This is a genomic window from Pseudomonas sp. 05N433 (genome assembly GCF_056396925.1).
On record NZ_JBFTML010000030.1, the window covers coordinates 19,921 to 46,540 of the forward strand.

The 26,620-nt window shown below is 61.0% G+C and carries 21 protein-coding genes and 2 pseudogenes; 8 read left to right on the top strand and 15 right to left on the bottom strand.

Features of this window, described 5'->3' with window-relative positions; translation table 11 throughout:
- Positions 1 to 43: 43 nt before the first annotated feature.
- The 10 genes and pseudogenes from lysS to AC1DIS_RS16885 form a co-directional block, all read right to left on the bottom strand.
- A complete protein-coding gene (gene lysS / locus AC1DIS_RS16840; RefSeq protein ID WP_018926680.1) occupies positions 44 to 1,546 on the bottom strand; it encodes a lysine--tRNA ligase in 1,503 nt (500 codons plus the stop codon).
- 68 nt (positions 1,547 to 1,614) lie between these two features.
- A protein-coding gene (prfB, locus tag AC1DIS_RS16845; protein ID WP_096481021.1) for a peptide chain release factor 2 occupies positions 1,615 to 2,710 on the bottom strand; the annotation gives its coding sequence in 2 pieces (ribosomal slippage) (positions 1,615 to 2,637 and positions 2,639 to 2,710; 1,095 coding nt in all).
- 283 nt (positions 2,711 to 2,993) lie between these two features.
- Entirely contained in the window at positions 2,994 to 3,995 is a 1,002-nt protein-coding gene (locus AC1DIS_RS16850) for a response regulator (protein WP_018926681.1), read from the bottom strand.
- A gap of 48 nt (positions 3,996 to 4,043) precedes the next feature.
- A complete protein-coding gene (gene cheB / locus AC1DIS_RS16855) occupies positions 4,044 to 5,054 on the bottom strand; it encodes a chemotaxis response regulator protein-glutamate methylesterase (protein ID WP_064616247.1) in 1,011 nt (336 codons plus the stop codon).
- The gene (locus AC1DIS_RS16860; protein WP_064616246.1) at positions 5,051 to 7,357 is read right to left on the bottom strand and encodes a hybrid sensor histidine kinase/response regulator; all 2,307 of its coding nucleotides are present in this window, start codon (positions 7,355 to 7,357) and stop codon (positions 5,051 to 5,053) included. The genes cheB and AC1DIS_RS16860 overlap by 4 nt, the downstream gene beginning before the upstream one ends.
- On the bottom strand, positions 7,354 to 8,037 hold the full coding sequence (locus AC1DIS_RS16865; protein WP_018926684.1) for a chemotaxis protein CheW: 684 nt from the start codon (positions 8,035 to 8,037) through the stop codon (positions 7,354 to 7,356). Before AC1DIS_RS16865 ends, AC1DIS_RS16860 begins: the two co-directional genes overlap by 4 nt.
- The gene (locus tag AC1DIS_RS16870) at positions 8,034 to 9,308 is read right to left on the bottom strand and encodes a CheR family methyltransferase (protein ID WP_064616244.1); all 1,275 of its coding nucleotides are present in this window, start codon (positions 9,306 to 9,308) and stop codon (positions 8,034 to 8,036) included. The genes AC1DIS_RS16865 and AC1DIS_RS16870 overlap by 4 nt, the downstream gene beginning before the upstream one ends.
- Positions 9,305 to 9,841: a chemotaxis protein CheW gene (locus AC1DIS_RS16875; RefSeq protein ID WP_064616241.1), complete on the bottom strand. Its 537-nt coding sequence runs from the start codon at positions 9,839 to 9,841 to the stop codon at positions 9,305 to 9,307. Before AC1DIS_RS16875 ends, AC1DIS_RS16870 begins: the two co-directional genes overlap by 4 nt.
- Positions 9,841 to 11,016, bottom strand: a pseudogene (locus tag AC1DIS_RS16880) (methyl-accepting chemotaxis protein); the annotation flags it as partial. The gene AC1DIS_RS16875 and the pseudogene AC1DIS_RS16880, both read right to left, overlap by 1 nt.
- A pseudogene (locus AC1DIS_RS16885) lies at positions 10,990 to 11,403 on the bottom strand (MCP four helix bundle domain-containing protein); the annotation flags it as partial. The pseudogenes AC1DIS_RS16885 and AC1DIS_RS16880, both read right to left, overlap by 27 nt.
- A 359-nt stretch (positions 11,404 to 11,762) precedes the next feature.
- Here AC1DIS_RS16885 and ydcS point away from each other — a divergent pair.
- From ydcS to AC1DIS_RS16910, 5 genes are all read left to right on the top strand, one after another.
- Positions 11,763 to 12,914, top strand: a complete 1,152-nt coding sequence (ydcS, locus tag AC1DIS_RS16890) for a putative ABC transporter substrate-binding protein YdcS (RefSeq protein ID WP_018926690.1) — start codon at positions 11,763 to 11,765, stop codon at positions 12,912 to 12,914.
- A 272-nt stretch (positions 12,915 to 13,186) separates the two neighbouring features.
- Positions 13,187 to 14,224 carry an ABC transporter ATP-binding protein gene (locus AC1DIS_RS16895; protein ID WP_477744504.1) on the top strand — a complete coding sequence of 346 codons (1,038 nt, stop codon included), beginning with the start codon at positions 13,187 to 13,189 and terminating at the stop codon, positions 14,222 to 14,224.
- A 1-nt stretch (position 14,225) separates the two neighbouring features.
- Positions 14,226 to 15,170, top strand: coding sequence for an ABC transporter permease (locus AC1DIS_RS16900; RefSeq protein WP_138866861.1), 945 nt, complete (start codon positions 14,226 to 14,228; stop codon positions 15,168 to 15,170).
- Complete coding sequence (locus AC1DIS_RS16905; protein WP_019581623.1) at positions 15,160 to 15,984, top strand: ABC transporter permease; 825 nt, start codon at positions 15,160 to 15,162, stop codon at positions 15,982 to 15,984. The genes AC1DIS_RS16900 and AC1DIS_RS16905 overlap by 11 nt, the downstream gene beginning before the upstream one ends.
- A gap of 156 nt (positions 15,985 to 16,140) precedes the next feature.
- A complete protein-coding gene (locus AC1DIS_RS16910) occupies positions 16,141 to 17,565 on the top strand; it encodes a gamma-aminobutyraldehyde dehydrogenase (RefSeq protein ID WP_086946354.1) in 1,425 nt (474 codons plus the stop codon).
- Between the two features lie 88 nt (positions 17,566 to 17,653).
- On the opposite strand, the gene AC1DIS_RS16915 is transcribed toward AC1DIS_RS16910, so the two are convergent.
- Positions 17,654 to 17,839, bottom strand: coding sequence for a hypothetical protein (locus tag AC1DIS_RS16915; RefSeq protein ID WP_477780982.1), 186 nt, complete (start codon positions 17,837 to 17,839; stop codon positions 17,654 to 17,656).
- Between the two features lie 410 nt (positions 17,840 to 18,249).
- On the opposite strand from AC1DIS_RS16915, the gene AC1DIS_RS16920 reads away from it, so the two are divergent.
- Positions 18,250 to 19,875: a glucan biosynthesis protein D gene (locus AC1DIS_RS16920; RefSeq protein WP_310398371.1), complete on the top strand. Its 1,626-nt coding sequence runs from the start codon at positions 18,250 to 18,252 to the stop codon at positions 19,873 to 19,875.
- A gap of 103 nt (positions 19,876 to 19,978) precedes the next feature.
- Here AC1DIS_RS16920 and AC1DIS_RS16925 read toward each other — a convergent pair whose 3' ends face one another.
- From AC1DIS_RS16925 to AC1DIS_RS16935, 3 genes are all read right to left on the bottom strand, one after another.
- Positions 19,979 to 21,085 carry an NADH:flavin oxidoreductase/NADH oxidase gene (locus AC1DIS_RS16925; RefSeq protein WP_018926696.1) on the bottom strand — a complete coding sequence of 369 codons (1,107 nt, stop codon included), beginning with the start codon at positions 21,083 to 21,085 and terminating at the stop codon, positions 19,979 to 19,981.
- 229 nt (positions 21,086 to 21,314) lie between these two features.
- Positions 21,315 to 23,024, bottom strand: a complete 1,710-nt coding sequence (gene recJ / locus AC1DIS_RS16930; RefSeq protein ID WP_477780983.1) for a single-stranded-DNA-specific exonuclease RecJ — start codon at positions 23,022 to 23,024, stop codon at positions 21,315 to 21,317.
- A 66-nt stretch (positions 23,025 to 23,090) separates the two neighbouring features.
- On the bottom strand, positions 23,091 to 23,633 hold the full coding sequence (locus AC1DIS_RS16935) for a YaeQ family protein (RefSeq protein WP_007940622.1): 543 nt from the start codon (positions 23,631 to 23,633) through the stop codon (positions 23,091 to 23,093).
- Between the two features lie 149 nt (positions 23,634 to 23,782).
- On the opposite strand from AC1DIS_RS16935, the gene AC1DIS_RS16940 reads away from it, so the two are divergent.
- Together AC1DIS_RS16940 and AC1DIS_RS16945 are read left to right on the top strand one after the other, a co-directional pair.
- A complete protein-coding gene (locus AC1DIS_RS16940; protein WP_477780984.1) occupies positions 23,783 to 24,982 on the top strand; it encodes a CaiB/BaiF CoA transferase family protein in 1,200 nt (399 codons plus the stop codon).
- Positions 24,963 to 25,889, top strand: a complete 927-nt coding sequence (locus AC1DIS_RS16945) for a TIGR02285 family protein (protein WP_477744503.1) — start codon at positions 24,963 to 24,965, stop codon at positions 25,887 to 25,889. Before AC1DIS_RS16940 ends, AC1DIS_RS16945 begins: the two co-directional genes overlap by 20 nt.
- A 171-nt stretch (positions 25,890 to 26,060) precedes the next feature.
- On the opposite strand, the gene AC1DIS_RS16950 is transcribed toward AC1DIS_RS16945, so the two are convergent.
- A complete protein-coding gene (locus tag AC1DIS_RS16950) occupies positions 26,061 to 26,348 on the bottom strand; it encodes a DUF3509 domain-containing protein (RefSeq protein ID WP_019581629.1) in 288 nt (95 codons plus the stop codon).
- Positions 26,349 to 26,620: the final 272 nt, after the last annotated feature.

Consider the following 26,620-nt stretch of genomic DNA (forward strand, 5'->3'; position numbering starts at 1 on the left):
AATAAAAAGCCGCCTGTTTTAGGCGGCTTTTTAATTGAAACATTTACGCTTGCGGGCGCATGTGCGGGAACAGGATCACGTCGCGAATCGACGGTGAGTTGGTCAGCAACATCACCAGACGGTCGATGCCGATCCCTTCACCGGCGGTCGGCGGCATGCCGTACTCCAGCGCACGAACGAAGTCGGCGTCGTAGTGCATGGCTTCATCGTCGCCAGCGTCCTTGTCGGCCACCTGTGCCATGAAGCGCTCAGCCTGGTCTTCCGCGTCGTTCAACTCGGAGTAGGCGTTGGCGATTTCACGGCCGCCGATGAACAGTTCGAAACGGTCGGTGACGTTCGGGTTCTCGTCGTTACGACGGGCCAGCGGCGACACTTCGAACGGGTACTGGGTAATGAAGTGCGGCTGTTCCAGCTTGTGCTCGACCAGTTCTTCGAAAATCATCACCTGCAGTTTGCCCAGGCCTTCGAAACCGAGCACCTTGGCGCCGGCCTTCTTGGCGATGGCGCGGGCCTTGTCGATGTCGTTCAGGTCGGCAGCGGTCAGTTCAGGGTTGTACTTGAGGATCGAGTCGAACACCGACAGGCGCACGAACGGCTCGCCGAAGTGGAACACCTTGTCGCCGTAAGGCACGTCGGTGCTGCCCAGAACCAGCTGCGCCAGTTCGCGGAACAGTTCCTCGGTCAGGTCCATGTTGTCTTCGTAGTCAGCGTGGGCCTGGTAGAACTCGAGCATGGTGAACTCGGGGTTGTGCCGGGTCGAAACGCCTTCGTTACGGAAGTTGCGGTTGATTTCGAAGACTTTTTCAAACCCGCCAACAACAAGCCGCTTGAGGTACAGCTCCGGCGCAATGCGCAAGAACATCTGCATGTCCAGCGCGTTGTGGTGAGTTTCGAACGGCTTGGCCGCCGCACCGCCCGGAATGGTTTGCAGCATCGGCGTTTCGACTTCCAGGAAGTCACGCTTCATCAGGAAGCTGCGGATGTGCGCAATCACTTGCGAACGCACGCGGAAGGTCTGGCGCACGTCTTCGTTGACGATCAGGTCGACGTAACGCTGGCGGTAGCGCTGCTCGGTGTCGGACAGGCCATGGTGCTTGTCCGGCAGCGGGCGCAGGGATTTGGTCAGCAGGCGCACGTTGGTCATTTCAACGTACAGGTCGCCTTTGCCGGAACGGGCCAGGGTGCCTTCGGCGGCAATGATGTCGCCCAGGTCCCAGGTTTTCACCGCGGCCAGGGTCTCTTCGGACAGGGTTTTACGGTTGACGTAAACCTGGATGCGCCCGGACATGTCCTGAATCACCATGAACGAGCCACGGTTGAGCATGAGACGACCGGCAACCTTGACCGGGATCGCAGCCTCTGCCAGCTCTTCCTTGGTCTTGTCCGCGTACTTCTTCTGCAAGTCTTCGCAGTAGGCGTCGCGGCGGAAGTCGTTGGGGAAGGCCTGGCCCTTGGCGCGCTCGGCAGCAAGCTTTTCCTTGCGCAGGGCGATCAGGGAGTTTTCTTCCTGTTGCAGGGCTTGCGGGTCGAGTTGTAGGTCGCTCATGTCTTTAAAAATTCCATCACAGATTCGTTGCCCCCAGCCTTCGGCTGGGGATCGCTGTAGGGCGTGCCTTACAGCCCTTGTTTCAGGCTCGCCACCAGGTATTCGTCGATGTCGCCGTCGAGCACCTTGTCGCAGTCGCTGCGTTCGATGTTGGTGCGCAGATCCTTGATCCGCGAGGCATCGAGCACGTACGAACGGATCTGGTGACCCCAGCCGATGTCCGACTTGGTGTCTTCCAGGGCCTGGGAGGCGGCGTTGCGTTTCTGCACTTCCTGCTCGTACAAGCGCGCCCGCAACATTTTCATCGCGGTGTCTTTGTTGGCGTGCTGGGAGCGTTCGTTCTGGCAGCTGACCACGGTGTTGGTCGGTACGTGAGTAATCCGTACGGCCGAGTCGGTGGTGTTTACGTGCTGACCACCGGCACCGGAGGAGCGGTAGGTGTCGATGCGCAGGTCCGACGGGTTGATGTCGATTTCAATGTTGTCATCGATTTCCGGCGACACGAACACGGCCGAGAACGAGGTGTGACGACGGTTGCCGGAGTCGAACGGGCTCTTGCGCACCAGACGGTGCACGCCGATTTCGGTACGCAGCCAGCCAAAGGCGTATTCGCCCTTGATGTGCACGGTCGCGCCTTTGATACCGGCGACTTCACCGGCCGACAATTCCATGATGGTCGCGTCGAAACCGCGTTTATCCGCCCAGCGCAGGTACATGCGCAGCAGGATGTTGGCCCAGTCCTGGGCCTCGGTACCGCCGGAGCCGGCCTGGATGTCCAGGTAGGCGTTGTTCTGGTCCATCTCGCCGCTGAACATGCGACGGAATTCGAGCTTCTCGAGGGCTTCGCGCAGGCGCTCCACTTCAAGGGCTACGTCGTCGACGGCGGCCTGGTCTTCTTCCTCGGCAGACATCAACAGCAGGTCCTTGGCATCGGCCAGACCGCTGGACATTTCATCGAGGGTTTCTACGATCTGGGCCAGCGCAGAGCGCTCGCGACCCAGGTTCTGAGCGTACTCAGGGTTGTTCCAGACACTCGGATCTTCAAGCTCGCGATTGACTTCGGTCAGACGCTCATGCTTTTGATCGTAGTCAAAGATACCCCCGAATAGTTTCGGAGCGCTCGGACAGGTCCTTGATACTGTTAAGGATCGGGTTGATTTCCATGGCGGGCAGCACTCGTTGGCGAACTTTTGAAAGCCGGCGAGTATAACGTAATCACGCTGTCAAGGCAGCCCGCCTGGCGGCTTTAGGGGCGAATGGTTTACGGAATAACGCGGGGGGCCCGTAGCAGCTGCCGAGCCCGCGAGGCTGCGTTCGGCGGCGCAGCCGTCGTAAAGTCAGACAACGCGGTCATTCAGGCAAACCGCATACACAGGACTTGCGAGGACTTCGTCCTCGAACGCAGCCTCGCGGGCTCGGCAGCTGCTACAGCGCTACAGTCAGCGGGTTACTCAATTCCCACCTGATTGCGCCCATTGTTCTTCGCCAGGTACAGCCCCTTGTCCGCCGCCAAGATCAATTGCCGGCAGTCGCTGCCCGGCTGCGGGATCACGGTCGACAGGCCGATGCTGATGGTCAGGCACGAACCTTCGGTCGGGAAAACGTGCGGGATCTTCAATCCGACCACGGTCTGGCGCAGTTTTTCCGCCACCAGCCGCGCACCGCCCGGCGAGGTGTTGGGCAAGACCAGGACGAACTCTTCGCCGCCGTAACGGGCCGGCAGGTCCGATGGCCTGGCGCTGGCGTCGCGAATGGCCGTGGCGACTTTGCGCAAGGCTTCATCGCCTTCGAGGTGGCCAAAACTGTCGTTGTAGGACTTGAAATAGTCGACATCGATCATCAGCAACGACAATTGCGTCTGGTCACGCAACGAACGCCGCCACTCCAGTTCCAGGTATTCGTCGAAGTGCCGACGGTTCGACAGCCCGGTCAGGCCGTCGGAGTTCATCAAGCGTTGCAGCACCAGGTTGGTGTCGAGCAACTGTTGCTGGCTGACCCGCAACGCACGGTACGCCGCGTCACGCTGCAGCAGGGTCATGTAGGAGCGCGAGTGATAGCGGATGCGCGCCACCAGTTCGATGTTGTCCGGCAGCTTGACCAGGTAATCGTTGGCCCCGGCGGCAAACGCCGCGCTCTTGATCAGCGGGTCTTCCTTGGTCGACAGGACAATGATCGGAATGTCCTTGGTCGCCGGGTGATTACGGTATTCGCGCACCAGGCTCAGGCCGTCCAGGCCGGGCATGACCAGATCCTGAAGGATCACCGTCGGCTTGATGCGGATCGCCTGGGCGATGGCCTGGTGCGGGTCGGCGCAGAAGTGGAAGTCAATGTTTTCTTCGTTCGACAGACCACGGCGCACCGCCTCGCCGATCATCGCCTGATCGTCCACCAACAACACCATGGCGGCGTTTTCGTCGGTTTTGAAGTCGTCGAGCTGTAATTCATTCATGTGCGGTCACCTGAGTACTGCTTGGGCCACGATTGCTGCTAATGATAGTCATTTTTGGAAAATCTCCAGCAAACGTGGCGCTATCTTGTCCAGCGGGCGGATTTCCACGGCAGCGTCGATGGCTGCGGCCGCCTTGGGCATTCCGTACACGGCACTGCTGTTCTGGTCCTGAGCGATGGTCAGGTAGCCCTGTCGGCGCATGAGTTTAAGCCCCTGGGCGCCGTCACGCCCCATACCGGTCAGTAGAACGCCCACGGCATCACCGCTCCAGTAATTGGCCACACTCTCGAAAAACACATCGATCGACGGCCGATAGATCTCGTTGACCGGTTCGGCGGTGTAGGCCAGCGTGCCGTTTTTCAGCAAGCGGATATGGTGATTGGTACCGGCCAGCAGGATCGTGCCGCTTTGCGGCGGTTCGCCTTCCTGGGCCAGGCGCACGTCCAGGCCGCTGGCGCTGGCCAGCCATTCGGCCATGCCGGCGGCGAACACCTGATCCACATGCTGGACCAGCACGATGGCCGCCGAAAAATCCCGGGGCAGGCCCTTGAGCAGCACTTCCAGCGCCGCCGGCCCGCCAGCGGATGAACCGATCGCCACCAGGTGCTGGCGCGAGGCCGAGTTGCGGTGCGGGCTCGGTGCCGATCGCTCCCGATTGCTGTGGTCACCGATCAACCAGCCAATGTTGAGGATCTTGCGCAGCAGCGGCGCAGCGGCTTCCTGAGGGTTACCAGCGCCCAGCGCCGGGGTATCGACCACATCCAGTGCGCCGTAGCCCATGGCTTCGAACACCCGGTGCACGTTCTGCTGACGGTCGACGGTGACGATGACGATCGCGCACGGGGTCTCGGCCATGATCCGCCGGGTCGCTTCCACGCCGTCCATCAACGGCATGATCAAGTCCATCAGGATCAGATCCGGGGTGTATTCGGTGCAACGTTGCACCGCCTCGGCCCCGTTGCTGGCAACCCAGACCACCTCGTGCGCCGGTTCGAACGCCAGGGCGCGGCGTAAAGCCTCTACCGCCATGGGCATATCGTTGACGATGGCGATTTTCATGCTCGCGCCCCTCCAATGAGCTCAACGACTGCATCCAGTAAGGCGTCATCATGAAAACTGGCCTTGGCTAGATAATAGTCGGCGCCGGCGTCCAGTCCACGACGACGGTCTTCTTCGCGGTCCTTGTAGGACACCACCATCACCGGCAGCGATTGCAGGCGATTGTCGCGACGCAATAAAGACACCAGCTCGATGCCGTCCATGCGCGGCATGTCGATGTCGGTGATCAGCAGATCGAAATCCTCCGAACGCAGGGCATTCCAGCCATCCATACCGTCCACCGCCACGGCGACGTCGTAGCCGCGATTGAGCAGCAACTTGCGCTGCAACTCACGAACGGTCAGCGAATCGTCCACCACCAGAATCCGTTTGCGCGCGGCCTCAACGGCCTGATTGGCGTGCCGGGCAATGCGCTCCAGACGCCCGGTATTGAGCAGTTTGTCCACCGAACGCAGCATGTCTTCGACGTCGACGATCAGCACCACTGAGCCGTCGTCGAGCAAAGCCCCGGCGGAAATGTCCTGTACCTTGCCCAGACGCTCGTCCAGCGGCAGCACCACCAGCGTCCGCTCGCCGATAAACCGCTCGACCGCCACCCCGTAGATCGCCTCGCGCTCGCGCATGACCACGACTTTGAGGGTCTGCGCGCTGTTCTGGCTCGCCGGCCGATGCAACAGCTGACTGGCGGCGACCAGCCCGACATGCCGGCCTTCGTACCAAAAGTGCTGCCGGCCTTCGACCTGCACGATGTCTTCCGGCTCCAGGTCGCACATGCGCTCGATGTGCGCCAGCGGGAAGGCATACGCCTCGTCACCGACTTCCACCACCAGACTGCGCACCACCGACAGCGTCTGCGGCACTTCAAGATGGAAACGACTGCCCGCGCCCGCCGTCTGCTCCAGCACCACGGCGCCGCGCAACTGCCGGACCATGTGCTGAACCGCATCCAGCCCGACGCCGCGCCCGGACACTTCGGTGACCGTGTCCCGCAGGCTGAAACCCGGCAGAAACAGGAACGTCAGCAGCTCTTCTTCGCTCAACTGCGCGGCAGTCTCGGCTGGGGATAACTGCCGCTCGACGATCGTGCGGCGGACCTTTTCCAGGTCGACGCCATTGCCATCATCGCTCAGCTCCAGCACCAGCAGACCGGCCTGATGGGAGGCTCGCAAACGGATCACGCCTTCCTCCGGCTTGCCCGCCAAGCGTCGCTGTTCCGGGGTTTCGATGCCATGATCCACCGCATTGCGCAGCAGGTGTGTCAGCGGCGCTTCGAGCTTTTCCAGTACGTCTCGGTCGACTTGGGTCTTGTCGCCCTCGATCTCCAGCCGCACCTGTTTGCCAAGGTCGCGCCCAAGATCGCGGACCATGCGTACTTGACCGCTCAGCACGTCGGCGAACGGCCGCATGCGACAGGCCAGCGCGGTGTCATACAACACTTGTGCGCGCTGACTGGCGTGCCAGGCGAACTCGTCCAGTTCGGCGTTTTTTTCCACCAGCAATTGCTGGGACTCAGCCAGCAATCGGCGGGCATCGCCCAAGGCTTCCTGGGCTTCGAGGCTCAAGGCATGGTCCTTGAGATGAACGTTGAGGCTTTCCAGCGCCCGCAGGCCATTGCTCTGCATGCGTTTAAGGCGCTGCATGGTGGCCAGGTGCGGCTTGAGGCGCTGGGTTTCCACCAGGGATTTACTCGACAGGTCGAGCAGGCTGTTCAAGCGCTCGGCCGTGACACGCAATACGCGCTCGCCAGTGTCGGTGGCGCGCCTGGTCTTGGACGCAGGCTCAGCGGGCTCTGCCTGAGGTGTTTCAATGAGTGTTTCGACGGGTGTTTCGGCGGCACGAACGGGCGGCTCGACCCTGGGTGTCGACGGTTCGAGCTGAGGTTCTGCCATCGGCAGCGCGATGGGAACAGTCGCCATGTGCTCAAGCAGCCGTCCCATCAAAACAACGTAAGCGTCGATATCCGCAGGCGCCGGAGCATTGTTCGGCGTCGCAATCCGCATCAGCAGATCGGTGCCCTGCAACAGCGCATCAATGTGTTCGGGTCGCAGGTACAGGCGCCCTTCCTGGGCGCTGACCAGGTAATCCTCCATCACGTGGGCGACGCTGACCCCGGCATCGACGCCTACAATCCGCGCCGCGCCCTTGAGCGAATGGGCCGCGCGCATGCACGACTCGAGGTAATCGGCCTGGGTCGGATCACGCTCCAGCGCCAGCAGACCGGCGCTCAGCACCAGGGTCTGGGCCTCGGCTTCCAGGCTGAACAGCTCCAGCAAGGAGGCGTCACGCATTTGGTCGGGGGTCATGTGAGGCTCCGGGTCACGGCAGACAGCAGCTGCTCTTCATCCAGCCAACGCAGGCTGCGACCTTTGAATGGCAAGACTCCGCGGGTGTATTTGGCGCTGGCCTGGGTGCCGGACTGGGACGCGGCATCGAGAATGCGCTCGTCGATGGCGTGAATCCCGTCCACTTCGTCCACCGGCACCACCACCGGCCCGCCGTGGGCGGCGATGATCAGCATCCGCGGCGTTACCCGTGCGCCGGGCGCCACGCTACTGGTGTCGTCGAGCCCCAACAGCTCCACCAAAGACAGGCACGCCACCAAGGCACCGCGCACATTCGCCACGCCGAGCAATGCCCGGGAACGCTGGTGCGGCAAGGAATGGATCGCTTGCAGTGGCGCCACTTCGACCAGGCTGCGAGTGGCCAGGCCCAGCCACTCTTCGCCGAGGCGAAACATCAGCAGCGAGCGGGTTTTCACCTCACTCTCGGCCACCGTGGAGATTTGCCCACGGTCGCCCTGCGACAAGGCGTAGCGGTCGAGCAAGCGCGTGGCGGCAGCCGAATACACCGCGCAATTGCGGCAATGAATGTGCTCGCTCAGCAGCGGACAGGACTGGTCGCCGTGGATACCGATGCGGTTCCAGCAGTCGTCGATGGCCTGGGCATCTTCATGGGTGACGCTCAAGGTGTCGGAGGCGTTCATCGTTTACGCTCACTGTCAGCGGCGCGCTCGCTGCGGGCGGCGCGGGCCTGCAATCGTCTGGCACCCGCCGTGTCACCCTGGGATTGCAACAAGGCAGCCAGGTGCATCAACGCGTCGGGGTGTTGCGGTTCGAGGTACAACGCCTTGCGATAAAAACCCTGGGCCTCCAGGGCACTGCCGGCGACATCGCTGAGCAGCCCCAGCCAATAGAACACTTGGGCCACCGGTTCGTGACTGCGCAAATAACTTTCGCACGCGGTGCGGGCCTCGGCACTTTTGCCTTCATTGGCCAGCGCGGCGATATTCGCCAACAGCGTGGCGGCGTCCGAAGGGGTGGCCGAAGGGGTGGCGGCAGCCTGAGGTATCGGCACGACCGTCGCAAAAGGCCGACTGCGCACAGGCGGCGGAGTCACGCTGCGCAACGGTTGCTGCACTGGCAGCGACATCGGCGTGAAAGTCGCAGGCGGCTCGAGCGCGCTCTGGCGACTGAAGGCAAACGACTGCGGGATACCGATCGAGCGCATGCCGAAACGGCCGAGCAGACTGCCCTCGGCCGGGCCGATAAATAGCACGCCATCGACGTGAGTCAGGCGCTTGAGCACTTCGAATACTTGCTGCTGGGTCGGCTGGTCGAAATAAATCAGCAGGTTGCGACAGAACACGAAGTCATAGGGCGGCTCGTTGACCAGCAAGGTCGGATCCAGCAGGTTACCGACCTGTAAACGCACCTGTTCGAGCACGCGCCCGCTGAGGCGATAGCTATCGTGTTCAGCGGTGAAGTGGCGCTCGCGAAACTCGAGGTCCTGGCCACGAAACGAATTCTTGCCGTACAGCGCGAGCCTGGCCTTTTCCACCGACAGCGGGCTGACGTCCATGCCGTCGACCTTGAACTGGTGCGGCGCCAGCCCCGCATCAAGCAATGCCATGGCGATCGAGTACGGTTCTTCGCCGGTAGAACACGGCAAGCTGAGAATCCGCAGGGCGCGCATGTTGTTGATCGCCGCCAGCCGCTTGGCCGCCAGCTTCGCCAGCGTGGCGAAGGATTCCGGGTAACGGAAAAACCAGGTTTCGGGGACGATCACCGCTTCGATCAGCGCCTGCTGTTCGTCGCGCGAGCCCAGCAAAGTGTGCCAGTACTCATCGGCCGTCCGCGCCCGAACCGCCGTAATGCGCTGGCGCACCGCGCGCTCGATGATCGCCGGGCCGACCGAGCCGACATCCAGGCCGATACGCTCCTTGAGGAAATCGAAAAACCGTTGATCGCTGCTCATCCCTGCTCCTCAAACTGCGCCAGGTCCAGCGGCGGCGAGGGAAACAATAAGGCGCGAACCTGTGCATCCAGTAAATCGGCAACCCGCACCCATTGCAGCAGCCCCTGGGCATCTTCGCGCACCGGGCCGAGGTACGGCGCCTGGCGATTGTCCAGGCCATAAGGCTGAAAGTCCGCCGGGTTGCAGCGCAACGTGTCGGTGACCTGCTCCAGAATCAGCCCGAGCAATTGCGCAGGCGTTGCCTCATCCGGCCGATAGTGCACCAACACCAGCCGCGTGCTGGTGCGGGCCTGGGCCGGTTGGCCAAACGTCAGCGCGCTGAGGTCGATCACCGGCACCACCGCGCCGCGATAGGCGAACACCCCCGCCACCCAGTCTGGCGCCCGGGGAATGGGTTTCAACGGCAGTTGCGGCAGCACTTCGGCCACCTCGATGGCCTGCAAGGCGTAGCGCTCGCTGCCGATGCGGAACACCAGAAACAACGACTGCTTCGCCGGCATCGCCACGCCGCGCCTGGCCGTAAGTTCGCTCATCAGACTTTGAATCGCGAGACACCGCCACGCAGCCCCACGGCCACCTGGCTCAGTTCGTCGATGGCGAAACTGGCCTGGCGCAGGGACTCAACCGTCTGGCTGCTGGCATCGCCCAATTGCACCAGCGCGTGGTTGATCTGCTCGGCGCCGGTGGCCTGGGCCTGCATGCCTTCGTTGACCATCAACACCCGTGGCGCCAGCGCCTGGACCTGATGAATGATCTGCGACAGCTGCTCGCCCACCTGCTGCACCTCGGACATGCCGCGGCGCACTTCCTCAGAGAACTTGTCCATGCCCATGACCCCGGCCGACACCGCCGACTGGATCTCGCGCACCATCTGCTCGATGTCGTAGGTGGCCACGGCGGTCTGGTCTGCCAGACGTCGCACTTCGGTGGCGACCACGGCAAACCCGCGACCATACTCACCGGCCTTCTCGGCTTCGATCGCGGCGTTCAGGGACAACAGGTTGGTCTGGTCGGCGACTTTGACGATGGTCACCACCACCTGGTTGATGTTGCCGGCCTTCTCGTTGAGGATCGCCAGCTTGGCATTCACCAGATCTGCCGCGCCCATCACCGAATGCATGGTGTCTTCCATACGCGCCAGGCCTTGCTGACCAGAACCGGCCAGCACCGAAGCCTGGTCGGCGGCGGCGGAGACTTCGGTCATGGTGCGCACCAGGTCGCGCGAGGTGGCGGCAATTTCACGGGATGTCGCACCGATTTCGGTGGTGGTGGCCGCGGTTTCGGTGGCGGTGGCCTGTTGCTGCTTGGAGGTCGCGGCGATTTCGGTGACCGACGTGGTGACCTGCACCGAGGAACGCTGGGCCTGGGACACCAACGAGGTGAGCTCGGTCATCATGTCGTTGAACCCGGTTTCCACCGCGCCGAATTCGTCCTTGCGATCCAGATTCAGGCGACTGCTGAGATCGCCGGTGCGCATGACTTCGAGGATATCCACAATGCGATTCATCGGCGCCATGATCGCGCGCATCAGCAGCAGGCCGCAGAGGCCGGCGGCGATGATTGCCACCAGCAAAGAGACGCCCATGCTGATTTTGGCGGCCGTCACCGCGTCACTGATGGCCAGCGTGGATTGTTCAGCCAGGGCGTGATTATTTTCAAGAAGGCTGTTCAATTGCATGCGCCCATTGACCCAGGCCGGCGTCAGTTTTTGCTCCAGGGCAAGCACCGCCTGGTCGTACTCTTTGCGCTGATAGAGATCGATAACGTTGTTCATCTCTTTGTTGTAGAGCTGATGACGCACTTCGAACTCCTCGAACAGAGCCCGATCGTCCTCCGTGAAAATGGTTTTACGGTAGTTGGCTATTTGCTCGTTCAAGCGCTCTTCGAAACTTTTGTACATGGTCTGGTCGGCGACGGTCATTTCGCGATGCCCGGAAAGGCCGACAAGCTGTTGGGTGAGGTTAAAACTGTCGACCCACGCACCGCGGATCATCGAACTGTAATACACCCCCGGGACCGCATCGGTGCGAACCGATTCTGCGCCGGCGTCGATCTTCATCAGCCGAGAAAAAGACACCACAACCATCAGCAGCATGATTGCGATAATTACCGCAAAGCTCGCCAAAATGCGTTGGCGCAACGTCCAGTTCTTCACAGTCAGTCCTCGGTGCGGGTCAAATTGCGGGGGAGTATAGCTGAGGGCGATGTTTCATTTATAAGACGCTGAGCATCGTTTCTCATCCCACCAATAAAAAGCACGGACTCGGCAGAAACATCACGTCCCGCATTGGAAATTTGTCGACTGTGACATCGGGCACTAGTCTGGATAAACCCATGACACAGCCCGGCCTCGGTCAGCCTCCCACAAAGCGCACTACGCTAATAACAAGCCACTCGTGGCGAACTACCCCGTTCAACGCTGTCCCGACCCTAATTAAAGAAGAGGGAAACCCCATGTTCGAACACAAGACCGCACTGCTCAGTGCAATCGCCACGGCGCTTCTGGCCAGCGCCAGCCTGCAGGCCGCCGAACCGCTGAAAGCCGTCGGTGCCGGCGAAGGTCAGCTGGATATCGTTGCCTGGCCCGGCTATATCGAACGGGGCGAAAGCGACAAGGCTTACGACTGGGTCAGCGCTTTCGAGAAGGAAACCGGCTGCAAGGTCAACGTCAAGACGGCCGGTACGTCCGATGAGATGGTCAGCCTGATGGCCAAGGGCGGTTACGACCTGGTGACGGCGTCCGGCGATGCCTCCCTGCGCTTGATCGCCGGCAAGCGCGTCCAGCCGATCAACACCGCATTGATCCCCAACTGGAAGAATCTCGATCCGCGCCTGAAGGATGGGCCGTGGTACGTGGTCGACAAGCAAACCTATGGCACCCCGTACCAATGGGGGCCGAATGTGCTCATGTACAACACCAACGTGTTCAAACAGCCGCCGACCAGTTGGAGCGTGATACTCGAAGAGCAGAAGCTGCCCGACGGCAAATCCAACAAGGGCCGCGTGCAGGCGTATGACGGCCCGATCTACATCGCGGACGCGGCGCTGTACCTGAAAACCGCCAAGCCGGAACTGGGCATCAAGGACCCTTACCTGCTTGACGAAAAACAGTACAAGGCCGTTCTCGACCTGCTGCGCGCCCAGCAAAAGTTGATCCACCGCTACTGGCACGACACCACCGTGCAGATGAGTGACTTCAAGAACGAAGGCGTGGTGGCTTCCAGTTCCTGGCCGTATCAGGTCAACGGCCTGATGAACGAGAAACAGCCAGTCGCCTCGACCATCCCCAAAGAAGGCGCCACCGGGTGGGCCGACACCACCATGATGCACGCCGAAGCCAAGCACCCGAACTGTGCTTACAAATGGATGGACTGGTCGCTGACGCCGAAGGTCCAGGGTGATGTGTCCGCCTGGTTCGGCTCGCTGCCGGCGGTCCCGGCGGCGTGCAAGGCAAGCGAACTGCTGGGGGCCGAGGGGTGCAAGACCAACGGTTTCGACCAGTTCGACAAGATCGCCTTCTGGAAAACCCCGCAGGCTGAGGGTGGCAAGTACGTGCCTTATAGCCGTTGGACCCAGGACTACATCGCGATTATGGGAGGCAGGTAATACACCCCCTTGTGGCGAGGGAGCTTTGTGGCGAGGGGGCTTGCCCCCGTTGGGTGGCGAAGCCGCCCTGGAACCAGTCACCGCGGTCTAACAGATAAACCGCGCTCTCCTTTTCAGGGCTGCTACGCAGCCCAATGGGGCGGTGCGGCGGTCCGACAAGCCCCCTCGCCACAGTGAGCATTCCAGCTAAAAAAGCACACCGATTCAGCTTTTTCAGAAGTCCAGGCAGGGGCCGCTGTGATGGGCCCCCGCTTTTTGGGAGCACCGTATCCATGACGCTTGCAGTCCAGTTCACCAACGTTTCCCGTCAGTTCGGTGAGGTGAAGGCCGTTGACCGGGTTTCCATCGACATCCAGGACGGCGAGTTCTTTTCCCTGCTGGGCCCTTCTGGCTCAGGTAAAACCACCTGCCTGCGTCTAATCGCCGGTTTCGAACAGCCGAGCACCGGCTCCATCCGCATCCATGGCTTGGAGGCCGCCGGGCTGCCGCCGTATCAGCGCGACGTGAACACCGTGTTCCAGGATTACGCGCTGTTCCCACACATGAACGTACTCGACAACGTCGCCTACGGTTTGAAAGTCAAAGGCGTCGGCAAGAGCGAACGCCACAAACGCGCCGAAGAAGCCCTCGACATGGTCGCCCTCAACGGCTACGGCGAGCGCAAACCGGTGCAGCTGTCGGGCGGCCAACGCCAGCGTGTGGCCCTGGCTCGCGCGCTGGTCAATCGCCCTCGCGTGTTGTTGCTCGACGAACCCTTGGGCGCCCTCGACCTGAAGCTGCGCGAGCAAATGCAAGGCGAACTGAAGAAGCTGCAACGTCAGCTCGGCATCACCTTTATCTTCGTCACCCACGACCAGACCGAAGCGTTGTCGATGTCCGACCGCGTGGCGGTGTTCAACAAGGGGCGTATCGAACAGGTCGACACGCCGCGCCACCTCTATATGAAACCGACAACCACCTTCGTCGCCGAATTCGTCGGCACGTCCAATGTGATACGCGGTGATCTGGCCCGGCAGTTGAGCGGCAATCCTCAGCCGTTTTCGATCCGCCCGGAACACGTGCGTTTCGCCGAAGGGCCGCTGGCCAGCCATGAAATAGAAGTCAGCGGCGTGCTTCATGACATCCAGTATCAGGGCAGCGCCACCCGCTATGAACTGAAGCTGGAAAACGGCCAGACCCTGAACATCAGCCAGGCCAACGTCCAGTGGCTGGACGTCAGTGCGCAACATCAGCCCGGGCAACGCATCAGCGCTCGCTGGGCACGCGAGGCGATGATTGCGCTGCACGACAATGTTGTAGGCGGGGTATGAGATGGACAGCGTGATCTCTCGAACCCCGGCCAACGGCTCGCCGCTGCGCCGGTTTTCCAACTTGCTGTACCGGCGGCCGAACCTGTATCTGTCGCTGCTGCTGGTGCCGCCGTTGCTGTGGTTTGGCGCGATCTACCTCGGCTCGCTGCTGACCCTGCTGTGGCAAGGCTTCTACACCTTCGATGACTTCACCATGACGGTCACCCCCGACCTGACCCTGGCGAACTTCACAGCGCTGTTCCAGCCATCGAACTTCGACATCATCCTGCGCACCCTGAGCATGGCCATCGTCGTGTCGATCGCCAGTGCAATCGTGGCCTTCCCGATCGCCTACTACATGGCGCGCTACACCAGCGGCAACACCAAGGCGTTTTTCTACATCGCGGTGATGATGCCGATGTGGGCCAGTTACATCGTCAAGGCCTATGCCTGGACCTTGCTGCTGGCCAAGGGCGGCGTGGCCCAGTGGTTCGTTCAGTACCTGAACCTGGAGCCGGTGTTGCAGTTCGTACTCGGGATGCCGGGAGTGGGTGGCAGCACCCTGTCGACCTCGCATCTAGGGCGATTCATGGTGTTTGTCTATATTTGGCTGCCGTTCATGATCCTGCCGATCCAGGCGTCACTGGAACGCCTGCCGCCGTCCTTGCTGCAAGCTTCGGCGGATCTGGGCGCCAAGCCGCGTCAGACCTTCATGCAAGTAATTCTGCCGCTGTCGATTCCGGGGATCGCGGCCGGTTCGATTTTCACGTTTTCACTGACACTGGGCGACTTCATCGTGCCGCAACTGGTGGGCCCACCGGGCTACTTCGTCGGCAGCATGGTCTACGCCCAGCAAGGGGCGATCGGCAACATGCCGATGGCGGCGGCCTTCACGCTGGTGCCGATCGTGCTGATCGCCATTTACCTGTCCATCGTCAAACGCCTGGGGGCCTTCGATGCGCTCTGACGCTTCCTCTCAAGACCGGGCATCCCTGGGCCTGCGCATCGCCGCCTGGGGCGGGTTGCTGTTCTTGCACTTCCCGATCCTGATCATCTTCCTCTATGCCTTCAACACCGAAGACGCGGCGTTCAGCTTTCCGCCCAAGGGCTTCACCCTGAAGTGGATCGCCGTGGCGTTCTCGCGGCCCGACGTACTGGAGGCGATCAAGCTGTCACTGCAGATCGCCGCCATCGCCACGCTGATTGCGCTGATCCTCGGCACCCTCGCCTCGGCGGCGTTGTACCGGCGGGACTTCTTCGGCAAGCAAGGTATTTCGCTGATGCTGATCCTGCCGATTGCATTGCCGGGGATCATCACCGGGATCGCGCTGCTGGCGACCTTCAAGACCCTGGGGATCGAGCCGGGGGTATTCACCATCGTGATCGGTCACGCGACCTTCTGCGTGGTGATCGTCTACAACAACGTCATCGCCCGATTGCGCCGCACGTCCTACAGTTTGATCGAAGCGTCGATGGACCTCGGCGCCGACGGCTGGCAGACCTTCCGCTACATCGTCCTGCCGAACCTCGGCTCGGCGTTGCTGGCTGGCGGCATGCTGGCGTTTGCCCTGTCGTTCGACGAAATCATCGTCACCACCTTCACCGCCGGCCACGAACGCACCTTGCCGTTGTGGCTGCTCAACCAGCTCAGCCGCCCTCGGGACGTGCCGGTGACCAACGTCGTGGCGATGCTGGTCATGATGGTGACCATGTTGCCGATTCTCGGCGCGTATTACCTGACCCGTGGTGGGGAGAGTGTTGCGGGTAGTGGCGGAAAATAACTGACAACTCATTTCCCAATGTGGAAAGCGGATTCTGTAGGAGCGAGGCTTGCCCGAAGGCGTCCTCAAGAACGTCAAAAGCTTCGCGGGCAAGCCTCGCTCCTACAGAGATTCGGTTTCCACAGAGGGAAAACAACAGCTTCGGAGGACAAAGCCATGCAAACCAAACTCTTGATCAATGGCCAACTGGTCGCCGGCGACGGCCCCGCCCAAGCCGTGTTCAACCCGGCCCTCGGTCGCGTACTGGTGGAAATCAACGAAGCCAGCGAAGCCCAGGTCGACGCCGCCGTGCGCGCCGCCGATAGCGCCTTCGAAGGCTGGTCGCAAACCACGCCGAAAGAACGCTCGCTGTTGCTGCTCAAACTCGCCGACATCATCGAAGCCCATGGCGAAGAGCTGGCCAAACTGGAGTCGGACAACTGCGGCAAACCCTACAGCGCCGCGCTGAACGACGAGATCCCGGCGATTGCCGACGTGTTCCGATTCTTCGCCGGGGCCAGCCGTTGCATGAGCGGTGCGCTGGGGGGTGAATACTTGCACGGCCACACCTCGATGATCCGCCGCGACCCGGTCGGCGTGATTGCCTCCATCGCGCCATGGAACTACCCGCTGATGATGCTCGCCTGGAAAGTCGCCCCGGCCCTGGCCGCCGGTAATACCGTGGTGCTCAAGCCGTCGGAACAAACCCCGCTGACCGCCCTGCGCCTGGCCGAACTGGCGTCGGAGATTTTCCCGGCGGGTGTGCTTAACCTGGTGTTCGGTCGTGGTCCTTCCGTTGGCACCCCACTGGTCACCCACCCGAAAGTGCGCATGGTGTCGCTGACCGGCTCCATCGCTACCGGCTCGAACATCATTTCCAGCACCGCCGGCAGCGTCAAACGCATGCACATGGAACTGGGCGGCAAGGCGCCGGTGATCATCTTCGACGATGCCGACATCGACGCCGCCGTGGAAGGCATTCGCACCTTCGGTTTCTACAACGCCGGGCAGGACTGTACTGCCGCTTGCCGCATCTACGCTCAGGCAGGCATCTATGACACCTTCGTCGAGAAGCTCGGCGCCGCGGTCAGCAGCCTCAAGTACGGCTTGCAGGATGATCCGTCGACGGAGCTGGGCCCATTGATCAGCGCCCAACATCGTGACCGCGTAACCGGGTTTGTCGAGCGGGCCATGGCGCAACCGCACATTCGGTTGATCACCGGCGGCAAGCCAGTGGAAGGCAATGGCTTCTTCTTTGAACCGACGGTGCTGGCCGACGCACAACAGGACGACGAGATCGTGCGCCGCGAAGTGTTCGGGCCGGTGGTATCGGTAACCAAATTCACCGATGAAGCGCAGGCGCTGGCCTGGGCCAACGACTCGGACTACGGCCTGGCGTCGTCGGTCTGGACCTCGGACGTCGGCCGCGCCCATCGCCTGTCTGCGCGCCTGCAGTACGGCTGCACCTGGGTGAACACCCACTTCATGCTGGTCAGCGAAATGCCGCACGGTGGTCAGAAACTGTCCGGTTATGGCAAGGACATGTCCATGTATGGGTTGGAGGACTACACGGTTGTGCGGCATGTGATGTTCAAGCATTAAAAGCGAAAAGATCGCGGCCTGCGGCAGTTCTCCTGTAAGCGCTGCCGCAGGCCGCGATCTTTTGCTCAACGGACAAAGCCTTTGTACCTCAAAACCGCGAAACACTCCTCATCGCATCCACCAGATAGCGCATCGCAATCCGGYCACTCTCCGACAGCTCGCGATAGCGCTCCACCAACTTCAACTCCTCCGAACTGAGACGACGCCTTCGCCGCCCGGTGGCCAGGCAGGGAAAGAGTCCTAACATTTCAGTGATGCCTTGTACTTTCGACATGGACGATGTCCTTCTATACGTCAAAGAAAACTGCAAAACCGCATCGCCCTATCACTTTCAGCGGCCGTCTTGTGTGCACTGAACCCACCGGCCTGAAGGGCCGAAACCGGTCATGCCCATAGAATAGAAATTAAATCGGCGCTGAAAAGCGGTTTTTAGAGTAATTAGTCGAAAAAAGCAGATATGCCCTATAAATCAGAAAACGCTGTGAGAAACGTTACCTGACATGTCTTGTTTCATTGCCGCGCTGTCGCGGTGCTATCAATCATTTTTGCTCTGTAATCGAACGGTTTAAGCTATTTGGCATCTCTTTACAGTCCGTTGTGTTTGGCCAAGGCATGTCCGAACCGCTATTTCTGATCCAGCACGTGCCAGGAACGGCGCGGGATTGTTCACGACAGGTTGTACTTATGCATCGCAGGAATTTGCTCAAAGCGTCCATGGCCATCGCGGCTTACACCGGTCTCTCGGCCACCGGCCTGCTGGCCGCAAACGCCTGGGCCGGCAGTGGCACTGCCGATGGCGACGCCCAGGCGTTCGACTTCGAAGCGCTGAAGAGCCAGGCCAAACAGCTCGCCGGCAAGCCGTATCAGGACACCAAACAGGTGCTGCCGCCGACGCTGGCAACCATGACGCCGCAGAACTTCAACGCGATCCGCTACGACGGCAATCACTCGCTGTGGAAGGATCTGAAAGGTCAGCTGGACGTGCAGTTCTTCCACGTCGGCATGGGTTTCAAGCAGCCGGTGCGCATGTACAGCGTCGATCCCAAGACTCGACTGGCGCGCGAGGTGCATTTCCACCCGTCGCTGTTCAATTATGAAAAAACCACCGTCGATACCCAGCAGCTCAAGGGCGACCTGGGATTTTCCGGGTTCAAGCTGTTCAAGGCCCCGGAGCTGGATCAGCACGACGTCTTGTCGTTCCTCGGCGCCAGCTATTTCCGTGCGGTAGACGCCACCGGCCAGTACGGTTTGTCGGCCCGCGGCCTGGCAATCGACACCTACGCCAAGAAGCGTGAAGAATTCCCGGACTTCACCAAATTCTGGTTCGAGACACCGGACAAGGACAGCACCCGCTTCGTGGTGTACGCCCTGCTCGATTCGCCGAGCGCCACCGGGGCCTACCGTTTTGACATCGATTGCCAGGCCGAGCGCGTGGTGATGGAAGTCGACGCCCACGTCAATGCCCGCACCGCCATCGAGCAACTGGGCATCGCACCGATGACCAGCATGTTCAGCTGCGGCACCCACGAACGCCGTATGTGCGACACCATTCACCCGCAAATCCACGACTCCGATCGCCTGGCCATGTGGCGTGGCAACGGCGAGTGGATCTGCCGTCCGCTGAACAACCCGGCCACCCTGCAATTCAACGCCTTCGCCGACACCGACCCGAAAGGCTTTGGCCTGGTGCAGACCGACCATGAATTCGACAGTTATCAGGACACCGTCGACTGGTACAGCAAGCGCCCGAGCCTGTGGGTAGAACCTACAACCGCGTGGGGCGAAGGCTCTATCGATTTGCTGGAAATTCCTACGACCGGCGAAACCCTGGACAACATCGTCGCGTTCTGGACGCCGAAGAAACCGGTCGCCGCCGGTGACTCCCTGAACTACGGCTACAAGCTCTACTGGAGCGCCTTGCCACCGACGGGTACGCCGCTGGCACGGGTCAACGCGACCCGTTCGGGCATGGGCGGCTTTGTCGAAGGCTGGGCACCGGGTGAGCATTATCCTGAAGTCTGGGCACGCCGCTTTGCCGTGGACTTCACCGGCGGCGGGTTGGACCGCTTGCCCGAAGGCGCGGGGATCGAACCGGTGGTGACCTGCTCGAACGGTCAGGTGAAGGATTTCAATGTGCTGGTGCTCGATGACATCAAGGGCTACCGAATCACCTTCGACTGGTATCCGACCAATGACAGCGTGGCGCCGGTGGAGCTGCGGTTGTTCATTCGCACCAATGACCGCACGTTGAGTGAAACCTGGCTGTACCAGTATTTCCCGCCGGCGCCTGATAAGCGCAAGTACACCTGAGGTATTAGACGGGGTCCGGGCCGAACAACCGCCCAATATCCCGAACCAGAAATCAAAAAGCCCCGGTCAACCCGACCGGGGCTTTTCGTTTTTACAGCGGCCTTCAGTCACGCAAATCCGATTCATGAATCGGCTGGTCACGATGAGTGGCCCGTTGGTATTGCGCCGGCCAGATCGCCTTGTGCCCACCCAGATCGTCATCGGCATGCAGCGGCCAATACGGATCACGCAACAACTCCCGGGCGAGGAAGATGATGTCGGCCTGACAGGTACGCAGAATATGCTCGGCCTGGGCTGGCTCGGTGATCATGCCTACCGTGCCGGTGGCAATGCCCGACTCTTTACGTACCCGCTCAGCAAATCGGGTCTGATAACCGGGCCCTGTAGGAATCTCGGCGTTCACCGCCGTACCACCTGACGAAACATCAATCAGATCCACACCCAGGTCTTTCAGGCGTCGCGCCAGCTCCACGGTTTCGTCGGGGTTCCAGCCATCCTCCACCCAGTCGGTGGCCGAAACCCGCACAAACACCGGTAACTCTTCAGGCCACACGGCCCGCACCGCTTCGGTGACTTGCAGCACCAGCCGAATACGATTCTCGAATGAGCCACCGTACTGATCGCGCCGTTGATTGCTCAAGGGCGAAAGAAATTGATGCAGCAGATACCCATGGGCGGCGTGCACTTCGACCACTTTGAAACCGGCGATCAACGCCCGTTTGGCCGAATCGACGAAAGCCTGGACGACCTCGGCGATCTCACTTTCATTAAGCTGCTTGGGTGGTGTGTGCTGGGGGTCGAAAGCGATCGGCGAAGGGCCGACCGGAATCCAGCCGCCATCTTCCGGTTTGACGCTGCCATGCTTGCCCAGCCACGGCCGATGCGTGCTGGCCTTGCGCCCGGCATGGGCCAGCTGGATGCCGGCAACGGCGCCCTGAGCGGCAATGAAACGCGTAATACGTTGCAAGGGTTCGATCTGTTGATCATTCCAGAGACCTAGGTCCTGGGCGGTGATACGCCCATCGGCGGTGACCGCCGTGGCTTCGGTGAATACCAGACCTGCGCCGCCGATCGCGCGGCTGCCGAGATGGACCAGATGCCAGTCATTAGCCAGCCCATCGACGCTGGAGTACTGGCACATCGGTGACACCGCGATGCGGTTAAGCAGGGTCAATTGACGAAGGGTATAGGGTTCAAGCAGCAGACTCATGGGGCACCTCTCAAATCAGTGGGCAGGCTCCAGGGTTCTGTTTGAATAGTCGACGAGTGACAGGAAAAAGGTGCAGCACCCGCCCCCGCGGGCAAAAAATTCGACAAGACGTCACAAGGATAATCAAGCAGTGCTTAGAGCCTAGTCGACATCGCGGGATCAGGGAGGGTTCAAGAAATGAAACACCGCCAATTTGAGGTCAAACCAAAACCACAACAGCAGTTAGACATTATCGCGGTTCGATGTGGGCAATCATCAACTGCACAGTCTCGTTCCCACGAAACTCGTTGAGGTCGAGTTTGTAGGCCAATTCGACCCACTTGATGGTCGGATTCGGCCAGATGTCCCGGTCGATCCCGAAGGCGATGCCATCCAGCTTCACCGAGCCGCATTCACTCTTGAGCACCACTTTGAGGTGCCGCTCGCCAACGACTCGTTGCTCGACCAACTGGAACACCCCGTGAAACAACGGCTCCGGAAAGTGTTGCCCCCAAGGCCCGGCGTGGCGCAGGGCGCGGGCCAGTTCCAGGTGAAACTCCTCGACCGCCAGGGTGCCGTCCGACAGCAGTCGCCCGGTCAGGTCTTCTTCACGCATTTGCCTGCGCACTTCGGCGTCGAAGGCTTGCGCGAACAACGGAAAATTCGCTTCCGGCAAGGTCAGGCCGGCCGCCATGGCGTGGCCGCCGTATTTGCTGATCAGGTTCGGATGTTGCGCCGCGACCACGCTCAAGGCATCGCGAATGTGAAAGCCCTGAACCGAACGCCCCGAGCCCTTGAGCAAGCCATCGCCAGCATCGGCAAAGGCGATAGTCGGACGGAAATAGCGCTCTTTCATACGCGAGGCGAGGATACCGATCACCCCCTGGTGCCACTCGGGATCAAACAGGCACAGACCGAACGGCATCGATTCCACCGGCAGATCCTTGAGCTGAGCCAGCGCCTCGCGCTGCATGCCCTGCTCGATGGATTTACGGTCCTGGTTCATGCCATCCAGCTGAGCCGCCATTTCACGGGCAGCGCCAGCGTCTTCGGTGAGCAGGCACTCGATGCCCAGGCTCATGTCATCCAGCCGCCCTGCCGCGTTCAGACGCGGGCCGAGGATAAAGCCCAGGTCAGTGGAGGTGATGCGCGAATGATCACGCTTGGCCACTTCAAGGATCGCCTTGATCCCCGGCCGCGCACGCCCGGCGCGAATTCGCTCCAGGCCCTGATGCACCAGAATCCGGTTGTTGGCATCCAGCGGCACCACGTCGGCGACGCTGCCCAGCGCCACCAGGTCGAGCAATTCGCCAATGTTCGGCTGCGGCTTGCTCTCGTACCAGCCCAGGCTGCGCAGGCGCGCGCGCAGGGCCATCAGTACATAGAAAATCACCCCGACACCGGCCAGGGCTTTGCTCGGGAACTCGCAACCCGGCTGGTTCGGATTGACGATGGCATCGGCCAACGGCAGCTCGTCGCCGGGCAAGTGGTGATCGGTGACCAGCACCTTGAGTCCGGCCTTTTTCGCCGCTGCCACGCCTTCGACGCTGGAAATGCCATTGTCCACGGTGATCAGCAACTGCGGCTCGCGGGTCAGCGCCACTTCGACGATTTCCGGGGTCAGGCCGTAGCCGTACTCGAAGCGGTTTGGCACCAGATAGTCGACATGCGCCGCGCCCAACAGACGTAACCCCAACATGCCCACGGTACYGGCCGTCGCGCCATCGGCATCGAAGTCGCCAACGATCAGAATCCGCTGACGCTGCTCCAGCGCCGTTACCAGCAAATCCACCGCCGCCTCGATGCCCTTGAGCTGCTGGRACGGAATCAGCCGCGCCAGGCTCTTGTCCAGTTCAGCCTCGGACTGCACGCCCCGCGCCGCGTAAAGGCGGGTCAGCAGCGGTGGAATATCACCGAGGAATGGCAGGGTGTCGGGCAACAGGCGAGGTTCGATGCGCATGGGGTGACAGGTGCTTCTCTTGAATACGTAGGATAAAACCGGGTGACGCGGCCAAGCGGCGAATAATCAGCCGCGTTCGCCGGCCAGCCATTGCAACTGGACTTCGTGCTGACCACGGTCGTCGGTGACGAAAATCGTTCCTTCGCTGATCATCACGTCCCACTTGATAACGCGCGGCATGTCCTTGGCCAGGGTTTCCAGCACTTCCTGGGGCACGGCGGCGATGTTGACGTTTTTCAGGGTCTTGATCGCCGGGATCACTTTGCCTTCCCAGACACGCAGGCTGCCGTAGGCCAGCAGGCTGGTGCGTTCGGTGCGGCGCGAGCACCAGGTCAGGCGGTCGGCGTCTGGCTGGCCGACTTCGATCCAGTGCAGGACACGGTCGTCCAGGCTCTTTTCCCACAGCGCCGGCTCATCCACGTCTGACAGACCGCGGCCAAAAGACAGCTGCTCGTTGTACCAGAAGGCGTAGGCCAGCAGCCGCACGGTCATGCGCTCTTCGGTTTCCGAAGGGTGACGGGCGATGGTCTGCTTCACGTTCTCGTAGACGCTGCGGTCGAGGTCGGTGAGGTTCAGTTCAAACTTGTAGGTCGTGGACGGCTGGGCCATGAACGGGCTTCTTGATACGGGGAAAGGCGGCAAGTCTAACCGATGCAAGAGGGCAATCAACGAATTGAAGGCGAATCAACTTTGGGCGATGGATGTCGGCCTATGATAAAACGCTGTATTCGCTCAGCCTTTGTCCTACAGGATTTCGCATGCCGTTCTCCAATAAACCGCTCTCGGGTCTGAAAGTCATCGAATTGGGTACGTTGATTGCCGGGCCGTTTGCCTCGCGTATTTGCGGCGAATTCGGCGCCGAAGTGATCAAGATCGAGTCACCGGACGGCGGTGATCCGTTGCGCAAATGGCGCAAGTTGTATGAAGGCACCTCGCTGTGGTGGTTCGTTCAGGCGCGCAACAAGAAATCCCTGACCCTGAACCTGAAACACCCCGATGGCCTGGCGATCCTGAAACAGCTGCTCAGTGAAGCGGACATCCTGATTGAGAATTTTCGCCCCGGCGTGCTGGAAAAGCTCGGCCTGGGCTGGGAAGTCTTGCACGCACTGAACCCGAAACTGGTGATGGTGCGGCTCTCGGGCTTTGGCCAGACCGGCCCCATGAAAGATCAGCCGGGCTTCGGTGCGGTCGGTGAGTCCATGGGTGGCCTGCGCTACATCACCGGGTTCGAGGACCGGCCGCCAGTGCGCACCGGGATTTCCATCGGCGACTCGATTGCCGCGCTCTGGGGCGTGATCGGCGCACTGATGGCCTTGCGTCATCGCGAGGTCAACGGCGGTTTGGGGCAAGTGGTGGACGTGGCGCTGTATGAAGCGATCTTCGCCATGATGGAAAGCATGGTCCCGGAGTTCGATGTGTTCGGCTTCATCCGCGAACGCACCGGCAACATCATGCCGGGCATCACACCCTCCTCCATCCACACCAGCGCCGATGGCAAACACGTGCAGATCRGCGCCAACGGCGATGCGATCTTCAAGCGATTCATGCTGATCATCGGCCGCGAGGATCTGGCCAACGACCCAGTGCTGGCCAGCAACGACGGGCGTGACAGCCGTCGCGACGAGATTTACGGGGTGATCGATCGCTGGGTCAACTCACTGCCACTGGACGCGGTGATCGAGCAATTGAACCAGGCCGACGTTCCCGCCAGCCGGATCTTCAGCGCCGAAGACATGTTCAGCGATCCGCAATACCTGGCCCGGGAAATGTTCCTGCAAGCCAAGCTGCCCGACGGCAAGGACTTCAAGATGCCCGGCATCGTACCGAAGCTTTCCGAGACACCCGGCACCTCGGAATGGGTCGGGCCGCAGTTGGGTGAACACAATGCGCAAGTCCTCCACGATCTGGGCTACGACCCGGCACAGATCGCACGACTGCGTGAAGACGGGGCCATCTAAGCTGAATCGCCTGCTTTCATCTGTCCTCGATTACGCCGGCATCGGGCGCCTGCTGGCGGCGCTCGGGCTGTTGTCGGGCCTGATATCCCCGGCCCTGGCGCAACCTAAGGAGCATTTGTTCTGGCTGTTGCGCGACCTGCCGCCACTGACGATCTTCGAAGGCCCGAAAAAAGGCCAGGGCGTCATTGACCAACTGATGCCCCTGCTGATCGCCGGTATGCCGCAGTACGAACATACCCTGATACGGGTCAATCGCGCCCGCGGCATGCAGATGCTTCACGAAGAATCCTTTACCTGCGACCCCTCGCTGGTCTGGAGCAGGGAGCGCGAACAGTGGATCACGTATTCCATTCCGGCCTTCCGGGTGGTCAGCAATGGGCTGGTGATCCGACGTGAAGATCGGTCGGTGCTGGAGCCGTTTCTTTCCAACGGTGAAGTCGATCTGGCGGCCCTGTTGGCCAGCGGTCGACAGAAAGTCGGTGTGATCGCCGAGCGCCGTTACGGTGAGTTCCTCGACACACTGCTGCAACAGGCGCCAGCCGGCGCGCTGACGCCCCACTATGGCAATGACGCCCTCGGCAGCCTGCTGCAGATGCAACGCTTGGGTCGTTTGCAGGTGGTATTGGGTTACTGGCCGGAAATCCGCTATCAGGCCCATCAGGAAAACCTGGCCGATGAGCAACTGGAGTTCTACCCGGTCAAAGGCACGGGCAACTACATGCCCGTGTACATCGGTTGCTCGAATACGCCCCTGGGTCGACAGGCGATCAGTGAAATCAACCGACTATTGCGCGCCCTGCCCCGCGAGCACCTGGACCCGTTGTATGCCGACTGGCTCGACCCGCAAAGACGCAAGAATTACCTGGAAGAAACCAAGGCCTTTTTCGAGCATCAGGCCACGCAATGACAAATCGCAGGCAAAAAGAAACCCCGAGAAGTGGGGAGACAACTCGGGGTTAAACGTGGCCTGTATTACAGACCCGTAGCAGCAAGCTACAAGCACCGGAGCACAATGCTTGATCCTGCCGTCACATGGTCTGACTGACCTTGGCGCAGGAAGGTTCCCACAAAAAACACTTCAATTTCGGCTGGCCAGGCGCTTGTCCTGAGCAGCATTGCGCAACGCCGCGATAACACAGGGCTCCAGGCGTCCTTCAGCGATCAGCACGTCACGGTGCAAGCCGTCGACGACATCCGTCAGCAGACGTTTATCGGTTAACTGGGCCTGATTGAACAGCCGTTCGACCACGATAGCGCCGGTCGCACTCTTGAGCGTCACCAGGCATTCGCCATGGGCACCCGATGGGGTCAACGTGACTTGGTACGGGCTCAGAGCCTCGCCGAGCAATAGACTGATACTTTCCATCTCGATCACCACTCAATAGTCCGCAAACAAAGTGCCTGGGGCGTATCCACAGTAAATGACCCCAGGCCCGAGAAGAAAGTTCTGGATTCCAACGGCAGGCGCACCGGCGCCTCTGGTGGATAAAGCATGCCCGGAAAAGATGACAGTAAAAAAACAGCCGCGTTTAAACCCTTTYACCCGAGACGCATTCCTTGTAGCAGCTGCCGAAGGCTGCGTTCGGCTGCGCAGCAGTCGTGAATCCAGGCCACGCGGTGCTTCAGTCAGACCTTGCA